The sequence below is a fragment of the Pseudobdellovibrionaceae bacterium genome (assembly GCA_023898385.1).
Lineage (GTDB): Bacteria > Bdellovibrionota > Bdellovibrionia > Bdellovibrionales > UBA1609.
In genome coordinates, this window is sequence record CP060220.1 from 1,778,236 (window position 1) to 1,804,550 (window position 26,315).

Below are 26,315 nucleotides of genomic sequence, written 5' to 3' on the forward strand. Positions count from 1 at the left end.
ATTTTAGCTGCCTATAAAGGGGCCTTTCCATGCACCTGATCGTAGGCCTCGGAAACCCGGGCGCAAAATACTCAATGACCCGACACAATGTTGGGTTCATGCTTATTGATGTGCTGGCTCATAACTGGCAAGCCCCTAAATTTCGACAAGAACACAAATCAGAAGTGTCTAAAGTGCAGTTGATGGCCGAGGGGCAACAGATTTCTGCCCTACTGGTTAAGCCGCAAACCTTTATGAACAACTCAGGGCAGGCTGTTGTATCCCTATGTCAGTATTATGAGGTAGACCCTACCCATGAGTTGCTTGTCGTCCATGACGACATCGACCAGCCTTTTGGTGCTGTTCGCTTTCAAAGCCAAAGGGGGCATGGCGGCCATAACGGCATACGAGATATTCACCAGCTGTTGGGCACAAACAATTATTATCGACTAAAACTAGGCGTGGATCGCCCCTCTCATCCTAAAATGGACGTGGCTGATTATGTCTTGCAAAGCTTCTCTAAGAATGAAGAAAAAGAACTGCCACCATTCTTGGCCTATGCCGGTGAGGCTGTGGAAAGCTATTTAATTGATGGGTTTCAAAAGGCAGCCACTCAATTTAATCGAGCAGGATTTTGAAAATTAACAGAATGAGAATGAGGTTTTAACATGGCTCTTCAATGTGGAATCGTTGGACTACCCAATGTGGGGAAAAGCACCCTGTTCAATGCTCTAACCAGTGCGAAGGCGGAGTCGGCCAATTACCCCTTTTGCACCATCGACCCCAACGTGGGAGTGGTCACCGTGCCAGACCCCCGCCTGCAAAAAATTTCGCAATTTATTAAACCACAAAATTTAGTGCCCACGGCTATGGAATTTGTTGATATCGCCGGCCTGGTTGCGGGTGCGAGTAAGGGTGAAGGCCTTGGAAACAAGTTTTTAGCAAATATTCGAGAAACTGACGCCATTATTCATGTGGTAAGATGCTTTACAGACGATAATGTCATTCATGTAGCCGGAAGTGTTGATCCCATTCGCGACATTGACACAATCAATACCGAATTGATGCTAGCCGATTTGGAAACTGTAGAAAAACGTCTGCAAAAAGTGGAAAAAGTCGCAAAAACCAGCAAAGACAAAAGGCTATTGGCCGAGTATGAAGTCTTCAAAAAAGCACACACCGCCTTGTCTGATGGTAAACCAGCTCGATCCGTTGAATTTACTGATGAAGAGTTGCCGCATTTACGCGACTTGCATCTTCTCACGGTGAAACCGGTTCTCTATGTTTGCAACGTCAGCGAAGATGAGTTCACTAGCGGAACCGACAGTGAATTTGTCAAACTGGTTCGAGAGAGGGCCGCCTCAGAAAACAACGAAGTGCTGACCATTTGTAGCTCTCTTGAGGCAGAAATCGCTCAACTTGATAAAAGTGAGCAAATTGAATTTTTGCAAAGTCTGAATGTAGAAGAACCTGGCTTAAATCGCCTGATTCGAAGATCTTATCAATTACTTAACCTAATTACCTATTTTACTGCCGGCGAAAAAGAAGTTCGCGCCTGGACAGTAACTAAGGGTTCAAAAGCGCCCCAGGCCGCCGGCGTGATTCACTCTGATTTTGAACGTGGATTCATTCGTGCAGAAGTGTACCACTGCGACGACCTTTTTGAACTGAAATCTGAAGCCGCAGTGAAAGACGCCGGCAAGTATCGTTCTGAAGGTAAAGAGTATTTGGTTAAAGATGGTGATGTGATCTTTTTTAAATTTAATGTGTGATAATAGATTTAACTGTCCCGCAGGAATCTTAAGACTTTCTTTGAATTTTGATTCTAAAACAGTCAACAATTCCAAAATCACGGTCCATGTAAAATCCCATTTCCAGAAACGGATTATCTCAGGAAGGGAAAATCACCATTTTGACCAGGCTGAATGATCCAAATATTGAGAAAGTCCCAACCTTTGTTTGTATACGTGCTTTCAGTTTTTAAATTGATGAGCATTTCACCTGAGATCTGATCGGCATCCCCTACGTCACCACTGATCCCAATGTCGAATAACGTGGGATTTTCCTCCTTATTCCAGAAGTTGCCGGCATAGGTATTCACACCGGATGTGGTACCCAAATAGCCGCCCACGTTAGAACCAGATCCATTAACTTGGCCGGCCGCAAAACTTTGACTCACTGTTGAAGATTGTGCGTTGCCGGCCAGACCGCCCACGGCATTTGTCCCGCTAACACTTCCAGTGGCGCCACAATCGTTGATTTCACCATTTTCGAAAGACCCCATTAAACCACCAGCCTGGTCCAATGAGGCGATAACAGAAGCACGACTTTCGGTCTCCTGAACTTCTGATCTGGTCGCTATTCCCACAAATCCGCCGACGTTTCCAGTGCCACTGACAGTTCCTAAAATCAAATTTTTAGATGAAACCAATCTCTGAAATGGGCCTGAAGTAATATTTAACTGGCCAACTCCCCCACCTGTTATGGAGGCACCACTGACAACACCTGCATAGGATGAGAAATTGATGGATCCAGTGATTCCTGCAAGACCTCCGGTGTAGAAGTTAGCGCCGGTAACATTGCCACTGGCAAGCGTAACATTAGAAATTGAAAAGCATTGCCCACAAACGCCGCCCACACCGTTATTACCCGCCACGGCTACACCATCGAGACTGATATCAGCAACCATAGAGCCTTCTCCCTGCCCCAAAACACCCCCCACATAGTCCAAACCTGTTACGCTAAGTCCATTGAATGAAATATTTTTGATAATAGGCTCTTCTTTGTAGGCCTGAGCGCCGATCCCAATAAATCCCATCTGTGAGGAACCTGGGCTGTTGATGGTGAGATTTGAAATTGTATGATTATTGCCGTCAAGTTGTCCCGTAAAATACTGAAGCGGCCTAAACCCCGCAGAGTCTGCGATCATGTTGATATCGGAAGTTAGTCTGAAGTACTTATTTGAAAATACCAAGCGCGGGCCAATTTGATTGAGTTGAGATGGATTGGCGATAAGAAATGGGTCTGCTTGGGAGCCAGTCCCTCCAGCAAAGGTGTACATAGAAAAGTTCGTTGTATATGCAGAAAGCTTCGGATATTCGCCAGCCTGCAGCTCCCAGAAATCTGTGTCATCATCCCCGCTATCAGCATGAAATGCCCAATTCGTAGAGTCTACGGAGTTAAATGTAGATGCCGTTTTCATTTCGGCTGTGGTTTTACCATAACTGTCGTTGCAGGCTCCCGCGCCGCATTGCAGGTTCACTCCATTGGTCTGCTTGTCCCAAAAAACATGATCGATAGTCCAAAATGATCCCGGCACACCTACAACTCCTCCGACATAGTTGGCGCTGGTTATGACTGGCGAAACACTGTAGCTATAAAAAACATGACCCTGAAAAAGATACCCAATGAGCCCGCCAGACTGACCGCCTGTAGTGCTTGTCACTGACCCGGTGGCATAACAGTAAGCCGTTCTGTGGCTCGGACCAGATTGATAGCCAATCAATCCACCTGCTGAACCCGTGCCTGTATTCACAACGTCACCTGTAGCATAGGAAAAGTAAATATTTTGATTAGTACTACTACCAATAAGGCCCCCTACACGAAAGCCACCTGTGACGTTGCCGGTTGCATAGGTCATATAAATATCAATCGAAAAGGCATCTTGGTCATCCATTTCTCCAATAAGACCGCCGGCCCGACCGGTGGCATTCACATCTCCCGTGGCATGACTAAAACTGATATTTCCGTTATGTACATATCCAACAAGACCCCCAATATAATTGGCGCCTGACACCGCGCCCGACGCCGAGGAGTTTGTTACGACAAACAAACATCCATAGCCCCAGGCTGAATTCATCTGCCCAACTAGCCCGCCGGCAACATTGCCAACGGCCACCACATCATTGTGAGTTTGCACGTTATTGATAATTGCCCGCTCCTCAGAGGTACGACTACAAGTTGCCGCATCGTAAATTGACCCAACGGCGCCGCCCACAGTGGTATTTCCATTCACCTGAGAGCTGGCATCTACGGTGGAGTCTTTTAGCTCACCACGAAAATCACCAACTATTCCTCCATAGTAACTTCCAGTGCCTGTTACAATCCCGCTTTCGACGGTGACATTGGATATTTTGGTTTGAGTGGCTTTTCCTATAAGTACCCCTGCCCAGTCCTGGCCTTGAGCATCGATCATGCTGTTTTGGAGGGTTATATTTTTTATCACTGCCCCATCGGTGTAGCCAAACAGTCCGATGCCATGGGAGCCTGAGGAAGTTATGTTGATGCCACTGATTGTATGGCCATTGCCATCCAGTACTCCAGAAAATGGAGTGATGCTGTTACCAATCGGAGAAATGGGACCAGTCATTGCCAGATCACCTTGTAGCTGAAAATACTTATCCCAAAGATGGCTGTTGCCTGGATCACTCAGGGCCGCTAATTGCCCCGCTCCACACAATACGAAAGGCAGCTGTTCCGTGCCTTGCCCAAAGCTTTGAGGGTCAGAAGCATCAATATTTACCGCACAAGAAAAGCCTGGTGGCTCGCTGTTGGGCCCAGATGTATTGGCAATCTGGCCGCGAATACGATTATCTGCCAGTTGACAAGACACAAGACCGAGAAAAAAGCTGAGAAGAATAAAACGTGTTATAGCGAAGCAGGATGCCTTATCCTTTTTAGCAAACAGCGTTCGTTGATTTTGGCACTCACATTCTGCCATCTTTTCCCTCTCAATTTTTCTAGACTGACCTTAGTCATATCGGCAATGATCGTTAATACTTGATAGGCGTACAATAAGATTTTCAATGATTATCAATATGAGACGGGCACGTATGGTATGTCAGTCATCGGAAGATTCGAAACCAATTTTTTGCGCCATACTTTCCACCTATTGCCTAAGATTCATATAAAAAACTAATCTAAGTTTTTCTCCACATAGAGCAGTATCTGCCAGAGGAGCTGATCGTCATAATTTCAACGCCGCATTGGGGACCGACTAAAATTTAGACATTATCTTGTCCGATTGTGAGACACCTATTTTCAGTCTTCATCTAAATCGAGGCTTATCAAGATCTTACGGATATTTTGTTTTTTTAAAAAATTCATCGCAACTTTGGGCCAACCGCCTGACCTACCAAGCCCAAGTGATTGAACAAAGTGAAGTCGACGCCATTGTCAATTCCCCTAGAGAACGATGTGGCCGGTAAACCCACAAACCGAGTCCATGGAAGGGCTCGGTCTTTATTTTAAACTTTTCCTCGTAATTTCGGATCTAGTGCATCCCGAAGTCCGTCGCCAAAAAACTGGAAGGCCATCATTGCAACAAAAATGGCAACCCCCGGTGAGATGATCACATGAGGATAAGATCGAATCAGCTTATATCCTTCACTGGCCAGCACACCCCAACTGCTGTAAGGGGGTTGCAATCCTAAGCCAATGAAACTTAAAAAACTCTCATACAAAATATTTGCAGGAATCTGAAATGTTAATAACACCACAATTGGACCTAATATATTCGGCAAAACATGACGAAACACGATTCCCACCGATGATCCGCCCAAGGCCCGACTGGCTTCCACATAAGCCATTTGTTTGACCTGCAACACTTGACCTCGCACAACCCTTGCCAACTGCACCCATCCAACCACACTCAAAGCTAATAATATGCTCGTCAAAGCTTTTAGCTCAGGGTTAGTAAATACATTCACCGAATCAAAAACCACTTTCACCAAAATCATAAGCACCAATGTAGGGATGGCATAGAGAATATCAACAAAACGCATCATCATGGCATCAACACGCCCACCAACCCAACCGGAAATGGCACCGTACACAAGACCTATTACCAAAGAAATTATAGCCGTTAAAATCCCCACGGCCATAGACATGCGAGCGCCATAGATAATTCTCGACAGCATATCTCGCCCCAGACTATCTGTGCCCAACCAATGCTCCGGGGTGGGCCCCACAAGAATCTTGTCCATGTATTGATCAGAAAAAGAATACGGCGCCACATAGTTGGCTAACAAGGCGATGATGCACAGTATGTAAATTATCACCGCAGAGACTATGGAAGCCTTATTCGCCTTCAACCGCCTGTAAGCATCATACCAAAGACTTCTTGGCGTGCTCTTTACTGGAGGTTCTACTACCGTTGCCACAACTTCACTCTTACCCATTTAAAAAACTACTTAGTTAAATCGATACGCGGATCAAAATACGAATAAAGTAGATCCACTATTAAATTTGCTAAAACCAACATGGCTGAAAACACCAAGGTCACCCCCAAAATCAAGGGATAGTCTCTATTACTCACGCTCTCGACAAAGTGTTTTCCGATGCCTGGAATATTAAAAATTAACTCAATCACGAATGACCCTGACAAAATTCCAGCAGCCAGCGGGCCTGAAAAAGTTAAAACCGGTATGAGTGAGTTTTTCAAAACATGCTTAAAGAGCACCATGGGCCATCCCAACCCCTTGGCCTTGGCCGTTCTAATGTAGTCAGCACTAATCACATCTAAAACATTGGCTCGAGTTAGTCGCGCAATCACGGCCGCTGGCCGCAACCCTAAAGTAATCACAGGAAGAATATAATACTCCGGCCCCTCCCAAAACGCTGGCGGCAACAGATCCAAACTAAAGCAAAAAATAAGAATAAGAATGGGGCCCACCAAAAAGTTGGGCAGTGACACTCCACTAATGGCTCCAAACATAGCCAAACTGTCCCACCAAGTATTATGTTTCGAAGCCGCAAAAACACCCAATGGAATACCCACCAAGAATGCCAATATTAATGAATAAAATCCGAGCTGAAATGAGGCCGGCAGCGCTTCTCCAATAATGGTCGTCACGTTACGACCGATATACTTATACGACTCACCCAGATCCCCGCGAGCCAGGCCTGCCATATATTGGAAATATTGCTCATAAAGAGGAGCGTCCAGGTTGTATTTGGCTTCGATGTTTTTAATCACCTCAGGAGGCAAAGCTTTGTCTCGATCAAAGGGACCGCCTGGTATAATTCGTAAAAGTAAAAACGTTGCCGAAGCAATTACGAACAGTACAAATAGCGCTTCTACAAACCGTTTTGCAAAGTACACCAATAAATGATGGCGAATAGAATAGCCTAAAAGGGCGCCACCCAAAGACAGGGCATCCATCCACCAAAGCCATGCCGGCACATCATAGCCAAAAAAACTCACAACCACTGTTAGAGCGAGTAGCAGTACCACCACTGCTGGCCCCACAGCTCGGCTCAAAAGGTCTAAAATCACTTAAGCTTAACCTCTTTGTACCTAAATTTTAGCATGCTATTAATAGGAAAGTTGTCCACCCGATCCGCCACTAGCAGCTGGCTTACATAGGCAAAAATAGGCATCACTGGTGAATCTTCTTCGACCAATATCTTTTGAGCCTTTGCGTACATACGACGCCGCTCCTGCTTGTCTGCCTCTGTTTTTGCTTCGCCAATCAATTTATCAAACTGCGAGTTGCCCCATAGGGTATGGTTGTTATTTGAGTAAGAGGTCATCAAAGCAAAAAAGTTGTCAGGATCCGGGTAGTCAGCGATCCAACCCATTCTAAAAATATGCGGAGGATCTGTTTTTAAGCTATCAAGATAAACCTTCCACTCGCCGTTTTTGAGTTCCACATTTATCCCTAAGTTTTTCTTTAGCTGCATCTGCACATTTTCAGCTACCCGCTTATGGTCTTCGTTGGTATTAAACCCAAAATAGATCGTGGGGAATGTGCCGCGGTCTTTATAACCGGCTTCGTCTAAAAGTTTTCGAGCCTGCTCCACATTAAATCCAATTCCAAAATCAGGTTCGTACCCAAACATCCCCGGTGGCACCCAACTGCTCAACGGCACTTGTCCGCCGCCTAACATATCCGTGATTTGCTTGCGATCGATGGCTTGAATCAAAGCTTTGCGTACACTTAAATTATCAAGCGGCGCTTTGTTAGCGTTAAATCCTAGGTAATAAGTCCCGAGAATTCCAGTTTCTCGGTATTCCTTTCGCTTTTTAAGGCTCGCAAGCTCCACTGACGGCAAGTCCATCAGCGCATCTAGTTTTTTTGCATCAAACAAATTCTTAGCCGTAAACTGATCTTTCACAATTCGAGCTAAGACATTCTTTACAAAAGGTTTCTGGCCATAATAAGTCGGGTTGGCCTCCAAAATGACTAAACTGTCATGCTCCCAAATCTTTAGTAAATACGGCCCCAAGGTGACGATGTTTTTGGGTTCCGTCCACGCATCGCCGCCTTTTTCAACAATGTCTTTTCGAAGGGGGTAGGTGCTTGTGTGAGTGAGCAAATAAGGAAAATAACTCTGTGGCCCGTCTAGCTCCACGTCGATTTGATGAGGATTTACAATCTTAACTCCCACTTGCGAAAAATCGGTGATCTTGCCTTCATTGTAGGCTCGACCATTTTTTAACCCATACAAGAAATACGAGTACTCCGAGGCCGTCGCCGGGTTCAGCAGCCGCTCCCAGCCATCGACCACATGTTGAGCTACAAAATCCTGGCCATCAGACCACTTAACACCTTTTCTTAGGTGAAATCGCCATCGACTGGTGTCTCCCACAAACTCCCATTTTTCAGCTAAAGCGCCTTTTACAGAAAGGTCTGGATCTGAAAAGTCATAATCCATCAAGCCTTCCATTAAATTTTCGATGATCAGGCCCGATTGAACGTCAGCCGCTCTATTCCAATCAAGTGTGGGTGGCTCGGCAGACAAATTCACCCGCAAAGTCTCTTCATATTTAAGATCATGTGGAAGTTTGTCTTTTCTTTTGGTGCAAGAAAGGAGGGTCAGTGTGGAAACTAAAACTAAAAGAATTCGAATCAATTGCATGCTCACTCCTGAGTAAAAAACAGCAAAGGGTTCAAGACTAAATAGAGCGCCCAAACATAGTATTTTGCCGCTCAAAGTCAATGGTTATTAAGCCGGCCGCTAGCAACTCTAGTGAGATGCGTTTTGGGGCCTTATTGGGCCTCATAGATAAGAGCAGAGTCTCTGAAACATTTTTCCACTTCGCGCCGAAGTTTTTTAAAGGGCCCCTTGCCGAGTTCTCGGGCCGGCACCACACGGGCTAGCACCTTAGACTCCACCGACACCACAACACCCGAATCTGTTGGCTCTATTGTGCGGTGAGCCTCAAGCCAGGGTGATTTAATTTTGCAGTTGAGCTTTGAAAAATCTCCCAACACCTTCACATTGTTCAGCCGAGTCACCCGACTTCTTTTTGAAGAATGTCCCAATTCAATATCCCCCACCCGATTAAACAGTGAAACAAGAAAGGGCTCCACCAAAGTAGGCATAGTCAATAAGTAGGCGCGTCCGGCTGAAGTTCGCATATCGTTACCATCGTGCTGGTATTTTACGACTAACTTCACGTCTTCTAAGATTCTTTGCACTTTATCAGGTTTTTCAATCAACTTAGCATCGGTCACATGGGACATGTCGGCCCCCACCTCCACTAAGTCGCGAGTCAAGTCACTTCGATAGAGGAGCAACGCCTGTACAAGATGTTGACCCGCCATTCCCCGCGTTTGATATGACAGGCGCTCTTCTCGGGGCCCAATTTTTGTCACATCCACCTCGTGTAAAACCTCAATGCTGCCGCCTTCAGCCAACTGAATTTCAGGCACCTCACTCAATTCGTTGACACCGGTTTTTAAGACCAGAGCTTGTCGGTGATGGGTGTCTGGTAGCGGAGCTTTTGAGTAACTGATGTAATTTGTCGGATCCACCCATAGCTTTTTGTTTTCAGATTCAATATAGACAAAAGCATGATTGAACATACCCACTGACGGCAGCTTCCAGGCCACATACATGGGATCTGTAGTTCGATAAACCAACGACACATAGGCCTTATACCCCAGACTCCGCAGCAGCTTAACTAAACTCACTGAGTAATCTTTGCAGTCTCCGTAACCCGATGACGCGATCTCCGCCAGTGGCCGGGCAATATAACGCCCCTTCACCGTGCGCCAGTCGCCCAAATATTTTATTTGGTCGCTCAACTGGCTCATCAACAGATTAACCTGATCCTCGAGGGCCTTTGCTGTTGCCGCCGTTTCTTTGATTTTAACGTAGTTATCAGGAAGAGGTTCAGAAAGAATGGTCTCGTAGGACTTCGTAAAATAGTCGGCAAACCGTTTCCAGTTCTTTTCTGTGGAGACCTGAACCCATGTATAGTTGGTTGGATCCATGGCTACGAATTTTTCTTCTGTCACTTGCTGAAAAATGGGCTTCTTCAATTGCATTTTTAAAATATGGCGACCGTTTTTTGTGGTCTTTCTTATAGACACCGTCCCATTTGGATCATTTTCCTGTACATGGAGCCTCAAAGCAGAATCGATGACCACTTGCGATGACTGTAGCCACTCGTTCCAACCAAACCCCACCCAATACGAAAAATGCCCTGGCATCACCACCTCGAGGCTTTTCTCCTCGTATGTCAAATGCACCCGGCTGCCCACTTCTAGTTTTTCAAACGCGATACGAATTCTATTCACCTGGTCAAAAGCCAAAGACCCCGCATCAATGGCTCGCTCTTCGATATTTTCTTTTGGCACCGCAAACGTCTTTGCTCCCGTTTCGGTGAATGCCTCTTTCACAGTTATTTTTGAAATACCCGCGTTGTAAGTGAGTGGATAGCGGCTCATTTGTAGGACACCACTTTCACTGAGAATTTCAATGACCAACTCAACCCTTGTTAAATAGGTCCCACTGGAATCCACCGTTATGTATTGATCTTTTTTAAGAAACTTAATGTCATTTTCAGTCGGGTCCATCCAACGAGCTTCCGCCAGATGGCAAGGTCCAACCCAAAGGCCAATTAACAGCAACGGGGCCACTAGGAGTTTCTCCATAATGCCACTCTCCTTAAGAGTTATTGAATCGACTCCCAGGTTTCGCGGGCTGGAGGTCTTGATGAGACCTTTACTGGAATATGTTGAGATAGCCAAGCCAAAGACGCTGGCTGGCGACTATAAAGTTCATTGTATATGCCATAATATCTCACAACTTTTTTCACATAATTTCTTGTTTCCACAAAAGGTATATGCTCAATGAATTCGTCCATTTCAAGGTGCCCGAACTTGCTCAGCCACTGTTCCGTCCGGTGAGGTCCTGCATTGTATGAAGCCGCCACCAAAGGGATTTGCTGTTGGAACTTTTTCATCAAGCGACCCAGGTAGCGGGTCCCAATTCGCAAGTTCACAACGGGTTTTGTGAGGTCTCGCGAATTAAATGTTTCATCGCCCAACAGCCTTGCAACTTGCTCGGCCGTAAAGGGCATGACCTGCATCAAGCCCCTTGCACCCGCTGGAGATATCACATCTTCTCTGTAAAAACTCTCGGCACGCATGATGGACCACACCAACTCTTTTGGCACAACAAACTGGCTTGAGTAATTCTTCACAAAACCTTCATAAGCCTGAGGGTAGGCTGTTCGCCAAATCGAGCGAACGCCATTGATACCGTGGCGACTTCTGTCGTTTGAGAAATAGATCTGGCTCACATAGGCAGATCGATTGAAATAGCCCATTTCTTCGTAGGCCGCCATCAACATTTTTAAATAGGCTGGGTTGCGGGTTTTCACTTCAATGGAGTAAAGCTCTAAACGAGCCAAGTCGAAATGGCCGGCGCGAATTTGCTGCTGAGCCCTCTCCATGTACTGTGTGAACTTTGGCTCTGACGCCAAGCTACTGGCCACATCCGTCTTTAGCCAACTTTCATCCATCAAACTGTCGCCATTTTCTTCTTCACTGTCTTCTTTAGACTCTTCATCACCATCAAGTGCCAACAGCTCTTCGGATTCTGCTTCTTCAGATACGGCACTCTCTGGGGCTACCACCGCAGTGGTCGCGACGGGCTCAACAGATGCTGGCACTCGAACATTGGGTAAATCGGCCAATCGAGTCAGGCCTGGTAATTGGTGAGAGGCTGGTAAGACTTTTAGCCGGTAGAACGAAGCCATACTATAAAAACTCAAACCACGATCCGCTGCTACCTCCGCAAAAAGCTTTCGACTTTCTGAGAACTGTTCGAGTCGTAAATGACTCATAGCCAACCAATACTTCACTTTTTCTTCAGGGTATTTTGACCAACGACGACGATTTTTCTCACGAAGCACCAAAAGCTCTGAAAAAGCTCCGACGGCCCCATCGTAATCACCCCGTAAGTACCGTATCCACGCCAGATGCCACTGAGCATCTCGACTCAATCCTGATTTTTTATATAGTTTTATAAACTGTTCAAACTTTCGGCTCGCCCCATCGTAATCCTGAAACTGATAGCTTAAAAAAGCTGCCGAAAAAAGAGCTTTGCGGCCCGCTTGTGATTTAGGCCGCTGCTCATAGGCTTTGTAGTAGATGCCCACAGCGTCTTGGTAGTGCCCGGCTCTTGATGCCGCCTTAGCTAATAACATCAGATAGTCGAAGTTTTTCTGTTGAGCTTGAAAGTACGGCGTCAACACCTGAAAGGCTTCTTCCACATAGCCCTCTTGGATATAGAACTGAGCGAGTATTTCATCATAAATAAATTTATCTTTGGGTTTAGATTTCTGAATGAGAGAGTCTATCTCTTTACGGGCCCGATCTGAATTGCCGGAGAGCTGCAACCGGCGAATTCGAGATTTCAAATCTGAAGTTCGCGCCGAACAACCTATGATTTTACCGTTCACTTTTGCAAGCTCTAGTTGATAGGTCCAATCATAAACCAGCGGATGATCTGGATGCTTTGAGTAGAGCTTTCGCGCCCAGTTGCATGCCCTGGTGTTTCGATCTCGCTCCTGCTCCACTTGCACCATTCGCCACAAAACCTCTGGGTGCCTGTGGGTGTATCGCCACTTTCTCTCTAGATAGGACAAATGGTCGTAGGCGGCCTTCCATTTTTTCTCTCCCATATCTAGGCCACTTAAAAGAAATCGAATTTCATAGCGAATGCTACTTGACGGCTTCAAGCCCAAGGCAAGATCAAGATGAAAACGAGCGTCCTTCACTTGATTTTTTTTTACATAGACTTCACCTAAATAAAAGTGAGCATACACTGCCTGCACGCTGTTCAGTTGCAAACTTTTTTTAAAATACTCAATGGCTTCGTTGTATTGCTCTAGATCTTTGGCCCACACGCCGAGCGTGAAGTATTTTAGTCCCAAATCAGTTCGACTCAGTTGGCTGTCATCAACCGCACCCAGCGCCGACAACGCCTCTGCGAGCTTACCGCTTAACGCCAATGATCGACTCTTGTAAAACACATCAGTGACTTCGGTCTTTGCATCACCTTGGGACACAGCCATAAACATAAAAAGTAAGACAAAGACAAAATGCCGCAAAACTCTTCTCCCCCCTCAAATACCCCTATGAGGCCTACCGACCCCATCCCTATATGATACCGAAATTGCCGGTTTTTTTTAAGGCCAGCTGATAAAATGTGCCAATGATACTAGACCCCAATAAGGAACAGTGCGCCGACAGCGATTCGTTTTGTCTCCCTAGGGGTATGGTGGTAGTGACTTGGTATGGCGAAAACAAAATCACTATTTTTTTGTCAGTCCTGTGGCGCAGAACACCCTAAGTGGCAGGGGCAGTGCCGAGAGTGTGGCGCCTGGAACACCTTGGTTGAAGAACGCATCTCCACCTCGACCAAAGGCGGGCGCGGCTGGAGTGTTGCGGGCAATGAATCGGTGAGTTCTCCTAAAAAACTGGTGGCGCTGGACTCTGAAGACGTTTCCGTTGAGTCGTCAAGTCGGTGTGCTACGGGCTTTTCAGAATTAGACAGGGTCCTCGGTGGAGGCCTGGTTCGAGGCAGTTATATACTGCTTGGCGGAGATCCTGGAATTGGAAAGAGCACGCTGTTACTGCAAATGGCTGGCGGGCTGGCTAAGAATAATTTAAAAGTCATGTACATCTCAGGTGAAGAAAGTGTGGGTCAAACGGTTTTGCGCGCCCAACGCCTCGGAGTAAAAGAAAAGTCTGTGCATGTGGCCAGCGAAAGTCGCTTAGAAAACATCTTGGCTCTTGCAAAAGATGACGAGCCCGATGTCCTCATCGTTGACTCCATTCAAACGGTTTATTTGTCTGACATCACCTCTGCACCAGGATCCGTTTCACAGGTCCGCGAGTGCGCTAGCCAATTGATGGCGCTGGCAAAAGGACAAAACATGAGTGTTTTTGTCATTGGCCATGTGACCAAAGAGGGTTCTATTGCTGGTCCGAAGACACTTGAACACATGGTCGATACGGTCTTGTCTTTTGAAGGCGATAACAGTCATCAGTTTCGCCTGCTTCGAGCATTAAAAAACAGGTTTGGTGCCACCAATGAACTCGGCGTGTTTCAAATGAACTCACAGGGACTAGAAGAGGTGGAAAACCCCTCTGAGTTATTTCTTGAAGAACGAGGTACTGATCTGCAAGGCTCCGTTGTATTTGCCGCGATGGAGGGCACTCGACCTTTGCTTTGCGAAGTGCAGTGTTTGACCTCGCCAAGCCCCATGGCCATGCCCCGACGAACTTCATTGGGCTTTGACACGAACCGCGTGCATCTACTTGTGGCCGTCTTGGACAAACATTTAGACCTGGAACTGTCTCGAAGCGATGTATTCGTCAACGTGGTCGGCGGCCTTCGACTGAGCGAACCGGCTGCCGATTTGGCGGTGGCCGCCGCCATGGTGTCCACATCGTCACATCGAGAGATCAATGCCCATGCCTGCTTTTTTGGCGAAGTGGGTCTGACTGGTGAAATTCGCGCCGTCACTTTCGCTGATTCACGACTCAAAGAAGCTGAAAAGTTGGGTTTTCGATATTTTGTGTTACCAGCCTCAAATAAAAAACATTTGCGGCAGTTAGAGCGGGAGCTCTCTGGCGAAATTTTTTGGCTAAAGCACATCTCAGAGCTACCTCGTTGTCTAAAATTGATGCTGGAAAGCAAATAGACTGATTCGTATATGAAATCCGTAACTAGTATAACTGCGATCCTTTTTGAACTGGGTTTACTTGTTGTCGCCATGCCACTTTTTATTTTTTGGCTCTCTCCTGAGGAGCGAATTTTAGGAGAATTCAATGCCTACCTACTCGTGCAGGTGATGTGGGGAATGATTCCCCTCCTTTTACTGGGGTGGCTTATGACCCATCCTCAAATTAAAAAGTGGGGCCCAGTTCAAAGAATTCATGAATTCATTGATCAGTCGTTTCTAAGAATATTGATTGATAAAAGCCATCCTCTCACTTTACTCGCCCTTTCTTTAGCCGCAGGCATCGGAGAAGAGTTTTTGTTTCGAGGTGTCTTGCAGGTAAAACTGGGACTCATAGCCGCCTCCATTCTATTTGGGCTAGCCCACACCATCACGTTCACCTATTTTGTTTTTGCCACAATTATGGGACTTTACCTCGGTTGGATTTTCGAACTCACCCAAAGCCTATGGCTAGTGATAATGCTCCACGCCGGATACGACTTCTGGGCCCTCCTGCGCCTTAGGACCCAAAAGGTCTCGGATTCCCAAAAGGTATCGGATTCCCAAAAGGTATCGGATTCCCTTTGGGAATCCGTTTAAAGTTGGCGTTAGATATAACGATATCTTCAGATGCGAGTGACGATATTTCCTTAGAAAAAAGGATTTCTACTGAAAGCACATAAAGATAGGTTTTCCCTGTAAGCCCATTGGCGAAAGCCATTTCGGCTGACAACGACCCACTCGAGCTAAATCGCCCCTTGATACTATTGTCACCCAAGCAGCAAAAAGAGTACTGACCACATTGTCAACCTCAAGGCGTTCACCAATAGTTCCCCTTATAACCCCTTAAATCAGGCATAATCACGCCCTCGTCAATTGACCAAACACTATCAAAGTCAAACCCAATAAACGTGGCCTGGTTATACATATTTACAGATGGCACGCCAGACCCAATAGATAAAACGCAATTTGTACATGCAAGGTCATTGGCAAAGAAAACATTTGTGTAAATTCCGCCACCTGATGACCCAATAATATATCCCGCATCTGGCCCTGAAGTCGCCACGACATTCATCGCAACAAAACAGTTCTCAATATTGTTATTGCCGTGCAAACCGATAAGGCCTCCCACCTCATTTGCGCCTTCAACGACGCCCACCGCATAAGAATTAACTAATTTCGACAAAACACCACCACCGCCCAAAACGCCGCCCACCTTATTGCCCGACGGAGATGTAATAATCCCACCCTTAAATGCCAGGCCATAGACCCCGACCGTTAGAGAGGAGCCTTCTCCGATAATCCCGCCGACATAGTCACCCGTGGCTGTCACATTGCCTTCATAAGATGCCGTATCAATACCGTCATCTATACAACCAACGACACCTCCAACTCTTGTTGCTCCAGTAACGTTACCGCCAATTACAGAGACATTTTTGATAAGCCCAGATATTCGCTTATCTCCTATGACAGAGCCCACGCAATCAACGGCGTTTTCAATTGTAACTGAATGAAACGTCAAATCTCGAACGGTACCACTCGCCCGCCCCACAAAACCGATGTCACCATTGCCTCCCCCATCGATATGCATGTTAAAAATGGTGTGACCAAATCCATCGATAAAGCCATTAAAGACATTGATGCCGCCGCCGATTGGCGTCCAGTTATTTGTTGGAACAGCGCCGCCTTCGGAAAGGTCTATATCGTTTTGAAGTATATAGAGCTTATTTGAGCTAGCAGGCCCATAGGGAATAGCCTGTAAGTCCGCTTTAGAATTAATCTTCACGACGGTAAAATTTGCTGTATCATAGAGTTCTGTGTTGATCGCTAATCCACCCTGAGTAACTGTAACTTGCCTCCATCCAGGATTAATCCCTGAACCAATATAGGGCATATCTGCAGATGGAAGTTGGGAAACATCAAAACTAAAGTATCCACCGCCTTCAACGAGGCACTCGGTGACAAGAAACTCCGAGCTCGAGGATTGAATGCCTGCCCCGCCCAAGGCAACTTGACCTCCCGACGGGTCACAATTGCCGGTAATTGTGAAGATAGCATCAAAATATCGATCAAGAAGATTTGATGTTGCTAAATTTGAGGGGCCGGTAAACTGCAAGGTGTTGGTAATATCAGGGCTGCCCCCCGGCGTTCCTGACGCTTCTATGATTCTGCCGTTAATTCTATTGTCCGCCAACTGGCACCCAACAAGTACACTAATTACAATGGACACTGCCAATCTTAATGCCGCAGCCTCACGTGCTATCACTCTACTCTCCCAAAACGAAACTCTAGCAGAAGGTATCCCTTTACTTTTTGCGTTGCACAGCTGCTACTCCGCAGCGCTGTGCAACGCAAAAAGTAAAGGGATACCTTCTTATGGAATCACATTTCTTCTCGGCAGACTGGGGCCCGAACTTTAGGACGGGCTGCCGTTTTTTTAAGTTTTTGTATAAAAATGGGCCAAATTTAGTGTGAGGCCCAATTTATTTTGAACACCTTTGTCTAGATTCTAAAACTTGGCTTTTCTGTATCGAGCTCGTTGCCGAAAAGACGGTACCAGGAGCACCTTATGATTCATTCAAATGATAAGATCAAAGACCATGTTAAAATTTTGCAAGATTGCTTTTTATTTAAAGACACACCTGTAGATATTTTGCGCGAGCTGGCGCAAAACTTAGAAGAACAAAACTTTGATAAAGGTGATCCCATCTTTTTAGAGCGAGAAACCAGTCAAAATGTTTATTTTGTAAAATCAGGCTCTGTGGAAATCACTAAAAACACTCGCAGTTTAGGACAAGCCATACAAGTACGAGTCATCAAACATCGAGAACACTTTTCAGAACTTTCGGTCCTCACAAACTCCGTACACTCAACCAGCGCCTTTGCGCTTGAAGAAACCTCTCTTTTGGTGCTTAACGGCTCTGTTTTTGTCGATCGCATTCAAAATGATGTGGTGCTCGGCAAAAGCCTTGTGGGTTCACTCGCCCGACAGATTCAGAGTAACCTGAGAAGTAGCTATGCTGTTAGAAAGTTTGACGAAACGCAACTGCGGTTTGACAATAAAATGATCAAACTACTGCCAGCATCCCATGTGACCAAATACAAAGTGATCCCGGTAAAACTAGAGAACAACAACCTTCACGTGGCCATGGTGATGCCACCCAATCCTGGCTTTTTTGAGGAATTTGAAAAAAGTCAGAGTAAGGTAAATCTTCTCCTATCAAATATCGAAGAAGAAGATTTCGAACGACTTCGTAAACCTATGTTAAACAACTACTTGGGTTTTCAAAGAACCATTCACCGAGATTTAGATGAAACTGCACCAGAAGCACCATCTACTGAGGCTGAAATCGTCGAATACCTGGAATTTTCTCTCATGTTTTCGCAGCTTTCAAAGGCCGATCTTGAGCTTATCGCTCCCCATCTACAGTATCGCCGCTTTTCTCGCGACGAGCGTATTTTTTCTGCTGACACACCCTGCAGCGAAATTTATTTAATTAAATCGGGTAAAGTGGATTTGATTAAAAAAGTTGAAGGTCATCCCCTTTATTGCCATGTGGAAACTCGCGAAACCTACGATAGCATGGGTGAAACCTGCATTCTCACGAACACATGGCATAACCTTCACGCTTCAGCCGTGACCGACTGTGAAGTCTATGTGCTGCATCGAGAGGCACTCGAAAAGCTCATGAACCTGTCAGATTTTTTAACTCCACTTGCAATCACTTTAGCTGCCAGACTACAGTCACTCAATCGCCTGCCCGGAATTGAATTAAACGTGAAGGACGAAACTGCATTTACTTCGCTGACTGAAATCACCATCGTTCGCCCGTTTGGAGAAGAAGACACCTCTCACCGGGTCAAACTACAAAGCTCCGAGCCCGAGCACTCGCTTCAAGAAATCTTAGATTTTGCGCAAGAACAAAGAGCTAGCGACATTCATTTTGAATTTCTAGAAACAGGAATGCGAGTGCGCCTTCGTGTGGACGGCGTGATGATTCAGCCCTGGCACGAAATATCCAGTGATTTGGGAAAACAAATCGTCAACCGAACAAAAGTAATTTCACAAATGGATATCACCGAAAAACGCCGACCTCAGGATGCCCAGTTTTCTTTTCGGTCAGGAAAGAAGCCAATGAGTGCTCGGGTATCCACCGTCCCCACTCGCTATGGCGAGAAGGTGGTGATACGACTGCTGGGCCGACGAAGTTCTGTTATCCCTCTAAACCGACTTGCTCCTGAGAAAAGAGTGATTAAGTTTTTAAATAACCTCAGTCAATTTCGCCAAGGGTTATTTCTTGTCGCTGGCCCCACAGGATCCGGAAAAACCACCACTTTGTATTCGTTACTTTCTGAAATCAATAAACTACAATATAACATCGTCACCATAGAAGACCCCATCGAACTGGAGCTTCCTGGCATTAACCAAATTCAAATCAACAAGGACATCGACCTCAATTACGACGTGGTTCTAAAGCACGTACTCAGACAAGATCCGGATGTGATTCTTGTTGGCGAAATCCGAGATGCACGTTCTTTACAAATGGTGTTTGATGCCGCCCTCACAGGCCACCTTGTTCTGGCCACCATCCATGCCTCTAACTCAGTGGACATATTGCCACGACTATTGGATTTGGGTGCGTCTCCGGCGCAAATTTCATCAAGCTTGATTGGAGTAATGGCGCAAAGACTAGTTCGAAGTATTTGCCCTGAGTGTCGCACGCAGCGAGCGATCACCAACGATGAGCTAAGACTGTTTAAAGACTGCCTGCCTGAACTTTCAGTGGGACCCAATATCTCTTACGGAAAGGGCTGCCACAGCTGTAACTACACCGGATATTTCGGTCGAATTCCGATCTTTGAGTACTGGGCCAAATCGGAGCTGATTCGAGTGGCATTGGCCAGCCCTGACCCTGTGGCTGAACTCAACCAAGCCCTGCGCATGGAACCCTTTGAGACACTGGCAGAGTATGGCTTTCGAATGGCAGCCAGCGGATTAACGACAATTGAAGAAGTGCTCGGCGTCACTTATGGACTAAGCCAGCGCCACTCGAACTTATTAAAAATTGCGTAGGTATCTCCAAAAGGTATCGGATTCCCTTTGGTAGCAATAGTGCGTCACTTGAGTGACGCACTATTGCTACCAAAGGGAATCCGATACCTTTTGCCTAGATCACAGTTTTAATGGCTTTATGCCACGACTTTAAGCGCGCAGTTTGTTGTTTTGCTGTTATTTTTGGTTGAAACCCTTGATCTACTTGCCAGATTTCTTTGATGTCTTTTTCTGAACTCCAGTATCCAATACCTAAACCAGCCAAGTAGGCCGCACCTGCCACCGTAGTTTCAATCAATCGGGGACGATAGATTTTTGCGCCCAAGTAATCGGCCTGCAACTGCATCAATAGGTTATTGGCTGATGCCCCGCCATCGACTTTGAGATTCTTTAGCTTCTTTCCAAGGTCTTTTTCCATGGCGACCAGTATATCTACGTTTTGCAAAGCCATGGCATCGAGGGTGGCTCGTGCAATATGACTTCGATTGGACCCTCGAGTCAGACCAGTGATCGCTCCGCGCGCTTCTGGACTCCAGTAAGGAGCACCCAATCCTGCAAGAGCAGGAACAAACTCCACCCCTTCCGCGCTCTCCACCTGTGAGGCCAACTGTTCGATCTCAGCAGAACTTTTGAAAAATTGCATCTCATCCCGTAACCACTGCACAGCAGCTCCACAGATAAACGCACCCCCTTCAAGGGCATAGGTGAATTTCTTTTGATTTTTCAATTGCCAGGCCACAGAGGTGAGTAAGCCATGTTTAGATGTGACCTTTTCATTGCCCGTGTTCATTAAAATAAAACTGCCCGTGCCAAAGGTGCACTTGGCCTCGCCCATTTTAAAACACGATTGACCAAAAAGTGCGGCCTGCTGATCTCCGGCCATCCCTGAAATCGGTATACCATCAGGCAATCCCGGTACATTTTTAGTTTGTCCTAACTCACCACTTGAGGGGCAAATTTCAGGAAGCAAATTCTCAGGCACAGAAAATATCTTTAATAGCTCCTTGTCCCACTCACCCGATTTTATATCCATCAATTGCGTGCGCGATGCATTTGAAACATCGGTTTTGTGAGACGCTCCAGCTGTCAAACGCCAAAACAAAAAACTATCTATTGTTCCACCGGCAAGTTGCCCGGACTGCGCTTTCTTGCGAGCCCCTGTCGCGTTTTCAAGGAGCCAGCGAAATTTAGAGCTTGAAAAATAGGGGTCTATCACCAAACCCGTTTTTCGTTTTATGTATTTTTCTAAACCTTTTTTCTTGAGACCTTGGCAAAATTCAGTAGTTCGTCGACATTGCCAAACAATGGCATTGTGAATGGGCTTTCCGGTCTCACGCTCCCAAATCAAAGTGGTTTCTCGTTGGTTAGTGATACCAATACCGGCAATTTCTTCACCCCGAATTTGCGCCTCATCCAGCACCTGCCTGATGCAAGTGAGCACTGAATCCCATATATCTTCGGGGTTGTGCTCCACCCAGCCCGGCTTTGGATAATGCTGCCGAAATTCTTTGTTCACTTTCGCCTTCGGTAGCCCGCGCTGATTGATAATTGCCACGGTGGTTCCGGTTGTACCCTGATCGATGGATAGTATATACTTTGACATGTTTACCTCTTCGCCCATGAGCCAGGTACCATAATGAAAAAGTTTTGGCCAAAGCCCAATAAAAAAATCGACATGAATCAGAAAGCTTCCGACGCCCTGCTTTATCGAATGATCCCCCACGCGTTAGGCGATCTGTTTTCTCGGTACTTTCGACTTGAAGTGGCGGGCGCCGAAAACCTGCCACGTACAGGGTCTGGAATCATTACCCCCAATCACTCAGGATATGCGGGTGTGGACGCGCTTATGATCACCTATGAAATCTACAAAGGCACTGGCCGTATACCTCGGGTGATGACCCACTATTTTTGGTTTTTAAGCCGCCTCACATCAAACCCCATGCAGAAAATGGGATTTGTAAATGCCACAACCACCAATGGAATTTATCACCTGAATAAGAAAAACCTCATTTTGTTATTTCCCGAAGGCGAGTACGGAAACTTTAAGCCCACCAGCCAAGCCTATAACTTGCAGGAGTTCCGCCGTGGGTTTGTAAGAATGGCGATTAAAACACAATCTCCCATAATACCCACTGTGGTTATTGGTGCCGAAGAAACCTTTATTAATTTGGGCCAAATAAAATTAGAAAAGTGGTTTAAGAATTTTGTTTTGCCACTCCCGTTAAATTTGGTGCCGTTGCCCGCTCGATGGAAGATTCAATTTCTACCGCCAATCCACCTACCCTACTCGCCCGATGCCGCCGATGACAATGATCTAGTGCATGAAATCGCTTCTGAAATCAGGGAAGATATGCAGCTCGCCATCAACAAAGCCGTAGAATCTCGCAGCACCATTTACGTTTAGTGAATTTCAAATGAGTCGAAATTACGGCGCATCTGCCGTGTCATCACCTATGGTTTGAATGATCGCACTCCAGGTTTTAATCAAGAACCCCTGATCGTCAGGGTCTGGATTCCGACTCACCACGAGACGTGTGATGATCAGCGCCAAACTCACGCCCACCATGAGCAACAAGACATACTCCACCACTATTTGCCCACGACTTTGGCTTTGACGCCTATCGCCTTTAACACTATCTTGTGGCCGTGAATCAAACATCTAAAGCCCTATTTATTATGAAAACCGCAGCAACGGCCCTTCTCTTTGCAATTTTGGCTCTGCTGTTTATTTATTCTAGTATCGATCCTTCGCAAAATCGACAGCAAACCCCTCAAAGCCAGACCTCTTTGTTATTGCATGAGAGTCGGCTCCAAGCCCCCCGCCTTGACGTTCTTGTTGATGGTACAGAGGTCGAACTCCAGCAAATGCTCGGACAGGTGGTGTATGTGAACTTCTGGGCTTACTGGTGCCCTCCCTGTATTGAAGAGTTGCCCCTGTTGAACACCATCAGCCAGTCGGCTTTGACCTCGGGAGCCTTTTCATCTTTGATCATTAATCTCGACACGGATGAACAAAATATTGTGAAGGCGCAGAAATTTTTGCAGGAAGCGGCCCCTGAGCTGAGTTTTGTACGTCTTTCCACTCATTCGCAAGCAAAAGACAATTATTTGGTGAATTCTCTTCCTCTGCACATCCTAATCGACAAAAAAGGACGTGTGGCACTCAGGTACACAGGCACCCTTGTGGACAAAGGCGACCTGTTTATAAAGCTTGTGCGTCAACTGCAAGGCGAAGATTAGGGCCTGCTTGAGCCTTCCACTGCGATAGGGTCTGCCGCAACACCGAAAACGCGCTGTCAAAATCTGTCTCGTCATTGGGGTTGCAAACTCCAACTACATGATCTTCGCCCCAGCGTTCGTTGGCGACTAAACCTTCAATGGGAGATTGATCAAATGATCTCTCAAAGGTTTCGGTCGTCGGATATAACATCACGTAGACCGTTCGCCCACGCAGGTGACTGGCATCTTTGTAAAACTGCAGCAAATCACGCATGTCTTTTTGCATGCAAAAATAAAACTTCAGCGCCAATGTTTCTTGGTATTGCGCAAAGTAAATACGTACTGGTCCGTCAAAAATTGCACCGTTGAAAGCCGGCGAATAGAATTTTGACTGAGTTAAAAACGACACCGCTTGACCCATGGCTTTTGCCCCCCAAATAAATCTTCCCCTCAAACCTAAGACTAGAAAATTTTTTTAGCTAAATGCAAAAGCTTTTTCACTTTCTTACATAAATTTATCGGTGCTGAAAGATGTTTTTGCCCTGTTTCCAGGTGGCCCCAACTGGATGAAAGCCCACCTGGTAGAACAAATCCCGCCAAGAACCATCGATCACAACAAAGTCGCAAATTCGTCCCGGCAACAAGGCGCCAAGGTCTCGACCATGGTCTAGGGCATGGGCCGCGCCCAACGTGTATGCCACTATAACTTCAGGTAAAGACATTTTCATCTCTAGGCGGGCCAGCATTCCCACAAGCGACAAATCCTGCGTGGGCGAGCTCCCTGGATTATAGTCTGTGGCTAGAGCCACACGAGCCCCGGCTTCAATTAAATCTCTGGCCGGTGGATAGTTCATTTGCAAATAAAAATCAGCAGCAGGTAACAAAACACCTGTTGTCTCTGATTCTGCTAATTTTTGAATGTCTTTTTTGCTGACTTGCACCACATGATCAGCAGATAGGGCGCCCATCTCAATGGCCACCTCAGTTCCGCCCTGTCTTGTGAGCTGCTCCACGTGAGCAGACACTTTAAAACCATAAGCACGAGCTGCTTGAAAATACCGACGGGCTTGATCTGTTGAAAAATATCCTTCATCAACAAAGGCATCCACTCGATCTATCAGTTTTTTTTGCGCTAAAATCGGCAAAACATTGTCTATGACATGCACCAAATAAGACTCAGAGTCGGCGAATTCAGGAGGTACCGCATGCAGCCCCAGATAGGTGGCCACGGTTCTTACGTTTTGTAATTGCCTTGCCGTCCGTAATATTTTTGTTTCTGTTTTTAAATCTAGTCCATAGCCACTTTTTATTTCTAAAGTAGTCACTCCTTGCCTAATGAATCGATCTGCACGTTCTTGGGCGAGGTCAATCAAATCCTGTTCCTTGGCCTTGCGGGTAGCCCGCACCGTCGACAAGATTCCTCCGCCCTTTTTAGCTATTTCTTGGTAACTGGCCCCCTGAGTTCGCATTTCAAATTCATCAGCACGGTTACCAGCAAAAACTAAATGCGTGTGACACTCCACAAAGGCCGGCATCACTGTGCCACTCTTCAACGAAATTTCCTTGGGCTTGCCAAATTCTTTCCAAATGTTTTTTGAGAGTTTTTTCTGTGGCCCCACCCACAACACGCGGCCTTTATGACAAACCATAGCGGCATTTTTTATAATACCGAGGTCCTTCTCTAAAACCCGACGAGCGCCTTTTTTTACAGCCCCCTTGAGGGTCAAAAGCTCTTGTATATTGGTAAATAGGGTAACCTTAGACACACTCACCGCCTTAGTTTTTGCAGCGGCCATTGTATGCTGAGTTTGCAGGAGTTGTCATGGCCTCTCCCGAAAGGTACCCGGTTCAATTTTGATTTGCAGTGCGCTAATGCCCCCCCCAATGTTAAGGCAAGCCTTTTTGTGAAACTTTTTTGCGATATTGCGAAGCTACGAGTATCGCATTGGGTTTTGTTAATTGATCACGGGGGGCGCCGATACTCAATAACCGAGCCCTTGTTTGGGTGGGCGGGCCCGAATACCGTCTCCTGAATCGAACATTTGTTGCGTGTGAAAAAGCAGGGGCGACCAAATGTGACGCCCTGTAAACAGGACGGATACCTAACAGAAAGAAAATCACACCAAAAGCCTCAAATGACCTGCATATGCTTTTCCAACCACCTAGCGATTTCTTCAATTTCAGCTTTATTTTCAATCACTCGATGGATGAGGAAGGATTCTCCGTTGTCGGGATCGACCCTTAGCCTAAATCCATTCAGGCGTAAAAAAATAGCCGTGGTAGCAAAGGCCACTCGTTTATTGCCATCTACAAATGCGTGGTTCTGGGCTAAGCTTTGCAAAAGCGCAGCGGCCTCTAAGGACAAACTAGTGTAGTATCCCGTTTGGGGGCGCATAAGAGCACTCTCTAGCAAACCCAAATCACGAACACCTTTTGTGCCACCAAAACGCTCGATGAGCCTCGTGTGCAACTCTAAAGTTTCGGCAAGGGTCGGATAAAGCGTAACTTTCATTTCGCTAATCGTTTTAATAACTCTTGATGGTCATCTAAAACTTCATCCATCGCAGCGCGAAAGCCAGGTCGTATTTTTGCCCGATGGATATACTCTTCGACGGCTTCAGTGACCACACTTGAAATACTGCGGTCCGTAGCTTTTGCGTAAGACCTCAATTCTTTTAAGACTTTTTCGTCTATTTGAGTGGCAAACTTCTTGGCTTTCATAGCTATCTCCTGGCTCAACAGGCTATCATGAAAATTCATGATTTGTCAAGTTCTCTATGAGAATTCACTGATCGCCTATAAAGCTCATTAAATTTGGTCATGGTTTGTGGACCTTAGCTTTTTCTCACAGGTATCGACAGCAGCAGCAATTGCCTGCCCATTTCTAACATTCTCAAGCAGCTGATCTATGAACGCGCATGAGGCCACAGATGATTATTAAGGCGGCCAGCAGGTCTAAGGTAACGCCCTGCAAATCAGAATTGAACCGGATACCTCTAGCCCTTGCTTTGAGCAGAGGTTTGAGTGAAAATCGTGAAGTTAAAAACGGATTGAGCTGGATGGGCGGTTTAAAGAGGTGTCTACTCAGGTTTCCCG

Annotated in this window: 20 protein-coding genes; 7 read left to right on the forward strand and 13 right to left on the reverse strand. The window is 46.2% G+C overall.

Features of this window, described 5'->3' with window-relative positions; all coding sequences use genetic code 11:
* Window positions 1–29 precede the first annotated feature (29 nt).
* Window positions 30–617 (forward strand): aminoacyl-tRNA hydrolase, encoded by a 588-nt coding sequence (locus tag H6626_07950; GenBank protein ID USN46157.1) that lies wholly within the window; start codon window positions 30–32, stop codon window positions 615–617.
* 30 nt (window positions 618–647) lie between these two features.
* Complete coding sequence (gene ychF, locus H6626_07955; GenBank protein USN46158.1) at window positions 648–1,751, forward strand: redox-regulated ATPase YchF; 1,104 nt, start codon at window positions 648–650, stop codon at window positions 1,749–1,751.
* A 113-nt stretch (window positions 1,752–1,864) separates the two neighbouring features.
* Here ychF and H6626_07960 read toward each other — a convergent pair whose 3' ends face one another.
* From H6626_07960 to H6626_07985, 6 genes are all read right to left on the reverse strand, one after another.
* Window positions 1,865–4,699: a hypothetical protein gene (locus H6626_07960; GenBank protein ID USN46159.1), complete on the reverse strand. Its 2,835-nt coding sequence runs from the start codon at window positions 4,697–4,699 to the stop codon at window positions 1,865–1,867.
* 526 nt (window positions 4,700–5,225) lie between these two features.
* Entirely contained in the window at window positions 5,226–6,158 is a 933-nt protein-coding gene (locus H6626_07965) for an ABC transporter permease (GenBank protein ID USN46160.1), read from the reverse strand.
* Between the two features lie 8 nt (window positions 6,159–6,166).
* On the reverse strand, window positions 6,167–7,141 hold the full coding sequence (locus tag H6626_07970; protein USN48982.1) for an ABC transporter permease: 975 nt from the start codon (window positions 7,139–7,141) through the stop codon (window positions 6,167–6,169).
* Window positions 7,142–7,251: 110 nt separating this feature from the next.
* Complete coding sequence (locus tag H6626_07975) at window positions 7,252–8,841, reverse strand: peptide ABC transporter substrate-binding protein (GenBank protein USN46161.1); 1,590 nt, start codon at window positions 8,839–8,841, stop codon at window positions 7,252–7,254.
* Between the two features lie 131 nt (window positions 8,842–8,972).
* On the reverse strand, window positions 8,973–10,865 hold the full coding sequence (locus tag H6626_07980; GenBank protein USN46162.1) for a DUF3857 domain-containing transglutaminase family protein: 1,893 nt from the start codon (window positions 10,863–10,865) through the stop codon (window positions 8,973–8,975).
* Between the two features lie 20 nt (window positions 10,866–10,885).
* Window positions 10,886–13,330 (reverse strand): transglycosylase SLT domain-containing protein, encoded by a 2,445-nt coding sequence (locus H6626_07985; GenBank protein ID USN46163.1) that lies wholly within the window; start codon window positions 13,328–13,330, stop codon window positions 10,886–10,888.
* Window positions 13,331–13,516: 186 nt separating this feature from the next.
* On the opposite strand from H6626_07985, the gene radA reads away from it, so the two are divergent.
* Window positions 13,517–14,929, forward strand: coding sequence for a DNA repair protein RadA (radA, locus tag H6626_07990; GenBank protein USN46164.1), 1,413 nt, complete (start codon window positions 13,517–13,519; stop codon window positions 14,927–14,929).
* A 12-nt stretch (window positions 14,930–14,941) separates the two neighbouring features.
* Window positions 14,942–15,547, forward strand: a complete 606-nt coding sequence (locus H6626_07995) for a CPBP family intramembrane metalloprotease (protein USN46165.1) — start codon at window positions 14,942–14,944, stop codon at window positions 15,545–15,547.
* A gap of 220 nt (window positions 15,548–15,767) precedes the next feature.
* Here H6626_07995 and H6626_08000 read toward each other — a convergent pair whose 3' ends face one another.
* Entirely contained in the window at window positions 15,768–17,213 is a 1,446-nt protein-coding gene (locus H6626_08000) for a hypothetical protein (protein USN46166.1), read from the reverse strand.
* A 303-nt stretch (window positions 17,214–17,516) separates the two neighbouring features.
* On the opposite strand from H6626_08000, the gene tadA reads away from it, so the two are divergent.
* A complete protein-coding gene (gene tadA, locus H6626_08005) occupies window positions 17,517–20,021 on the forward strand; it encodes a Flp pilus assembly complex ATPase component TadA (GenBank protein ID USN46167.1) in 2,505 nt (834 codons plus the stop codon).
* Between the two features lie 94 nt (window positions 20,022–20,115).
* Here tadA and glpK read toward each other — a convergent pair whose 3' ends face one another.
* Window positions 20,116–21,603: a glycerol kinase GlpK gene (gene glpK, locus H6626_08010; GenBank protein ID USN46168.1), complete on the reverse strand. Its 1,488-nt coding sequence runs from the start codon at window positions 21,601–21,603 to the stop codon at window positions 20,116–20,118.
* Between the two features lie 33 nt (window positions 21,604–21,636).
* On the opposite strand from glpK, the gene H6626_08015 reads away from it, so the two are divergent.
* Window positions 21,637–22,404, forward strand: a complete 768-nt coding sequence (locus H6626_08015) for an acyltransferase family protein (protein USN46169.1) — start codon at window positions 21,637–21,639, stop codon at window positions 22,402–22,404.
* 21 nt (window positions 22,405–22,425) lie between these two features.
* On the opposite strand, the gene H6626_08020 is transcribed toward H6626_08015, so the two are convergent.
* Window positions 22,426–22,659 carry a hypothetical protein gene (locus H6626_08020; GenBank protein USN46170.1) on the reverse strand — a complete coding sequence of 78 codons (234 nt, stop codon included), beginning with the start codon at window positions 22,657–22,659 and terminating at the stop codon, window positions 22,426–22,428.
* Between H6626_08020 and H6626_08025 the strand changes: the two genes are divergently transcribed.
* The gene (locus H6626_08025) at window positions 22,647–23,240 is read left to right on the forward strand and encodes a TlpA family protein disulfide reductase (protein USN46171.1); all 594 of its coding nucleotides are present in this window, start codon (window positions 22,647–22,649) and stop codon (window positions 23,238–23,240) included. The two genes, H6626_08020 and H6626_08025, sit on opposite strands and share 13 nt — an antisense overlap.
* Here H6626_08025 and H6626_08030 read toward each other — a convergent pair.
* From H6626_08030 to H6626_08045, 4 genes are all read right to left on the reverse strand, one after another.
* Window positions 23,203–23,640, reverse strand: coding sequence for a hypothetical protein (locus H6626_08030; protein ID USN46172.1), 438 nt, complete (start codon window positions 23,638–23,640; stop codon window positions 23,203–23,205). The genes H6626_08025 and H6626_08030 overlap by 38 nt on opposite strands.
* Window positions 23,641–23,734: 94 nt before the next feature.
* Window positions 23,735–25,015, reverse strand: coding sequence for an imidazolonepropionase (locus H6626_08035; GenBank protein USN46173.1), 1,281 nt, complete (start codon window positions 25,013–25,015; stop codon window positions 23,735–23,737).
* Window positions 25,016–25,350: 335 nt separating this feature from the next.
* Window positions 25,351–25,731, reverse strand: coding sequence for a type II toxin-antitoxin system death-on-curing family toxin (locus H6626_08040; GenBank protein ID USN46174.1), 381 nt, complete (start codon window positions 25,729–25,731; stop codon window positions 25,351–25,353).
* Window positions 25,728–25,940: a hypothetical protein gene (locus tag H6626_08045; GenBank protein ID USN46175.1), complete on the reverse strand. Its 213-nt coding sequence runs from the start codon at window positions 25,938–25,940 to the stop codon at window positions 25,728–25,730. Before H6626_08045 ends, H6626_08040 begins: the two co-directional genes overlap by 4 nt.
* Window positions 25,941–26,315: the final 375 nt, after the last annotated feature.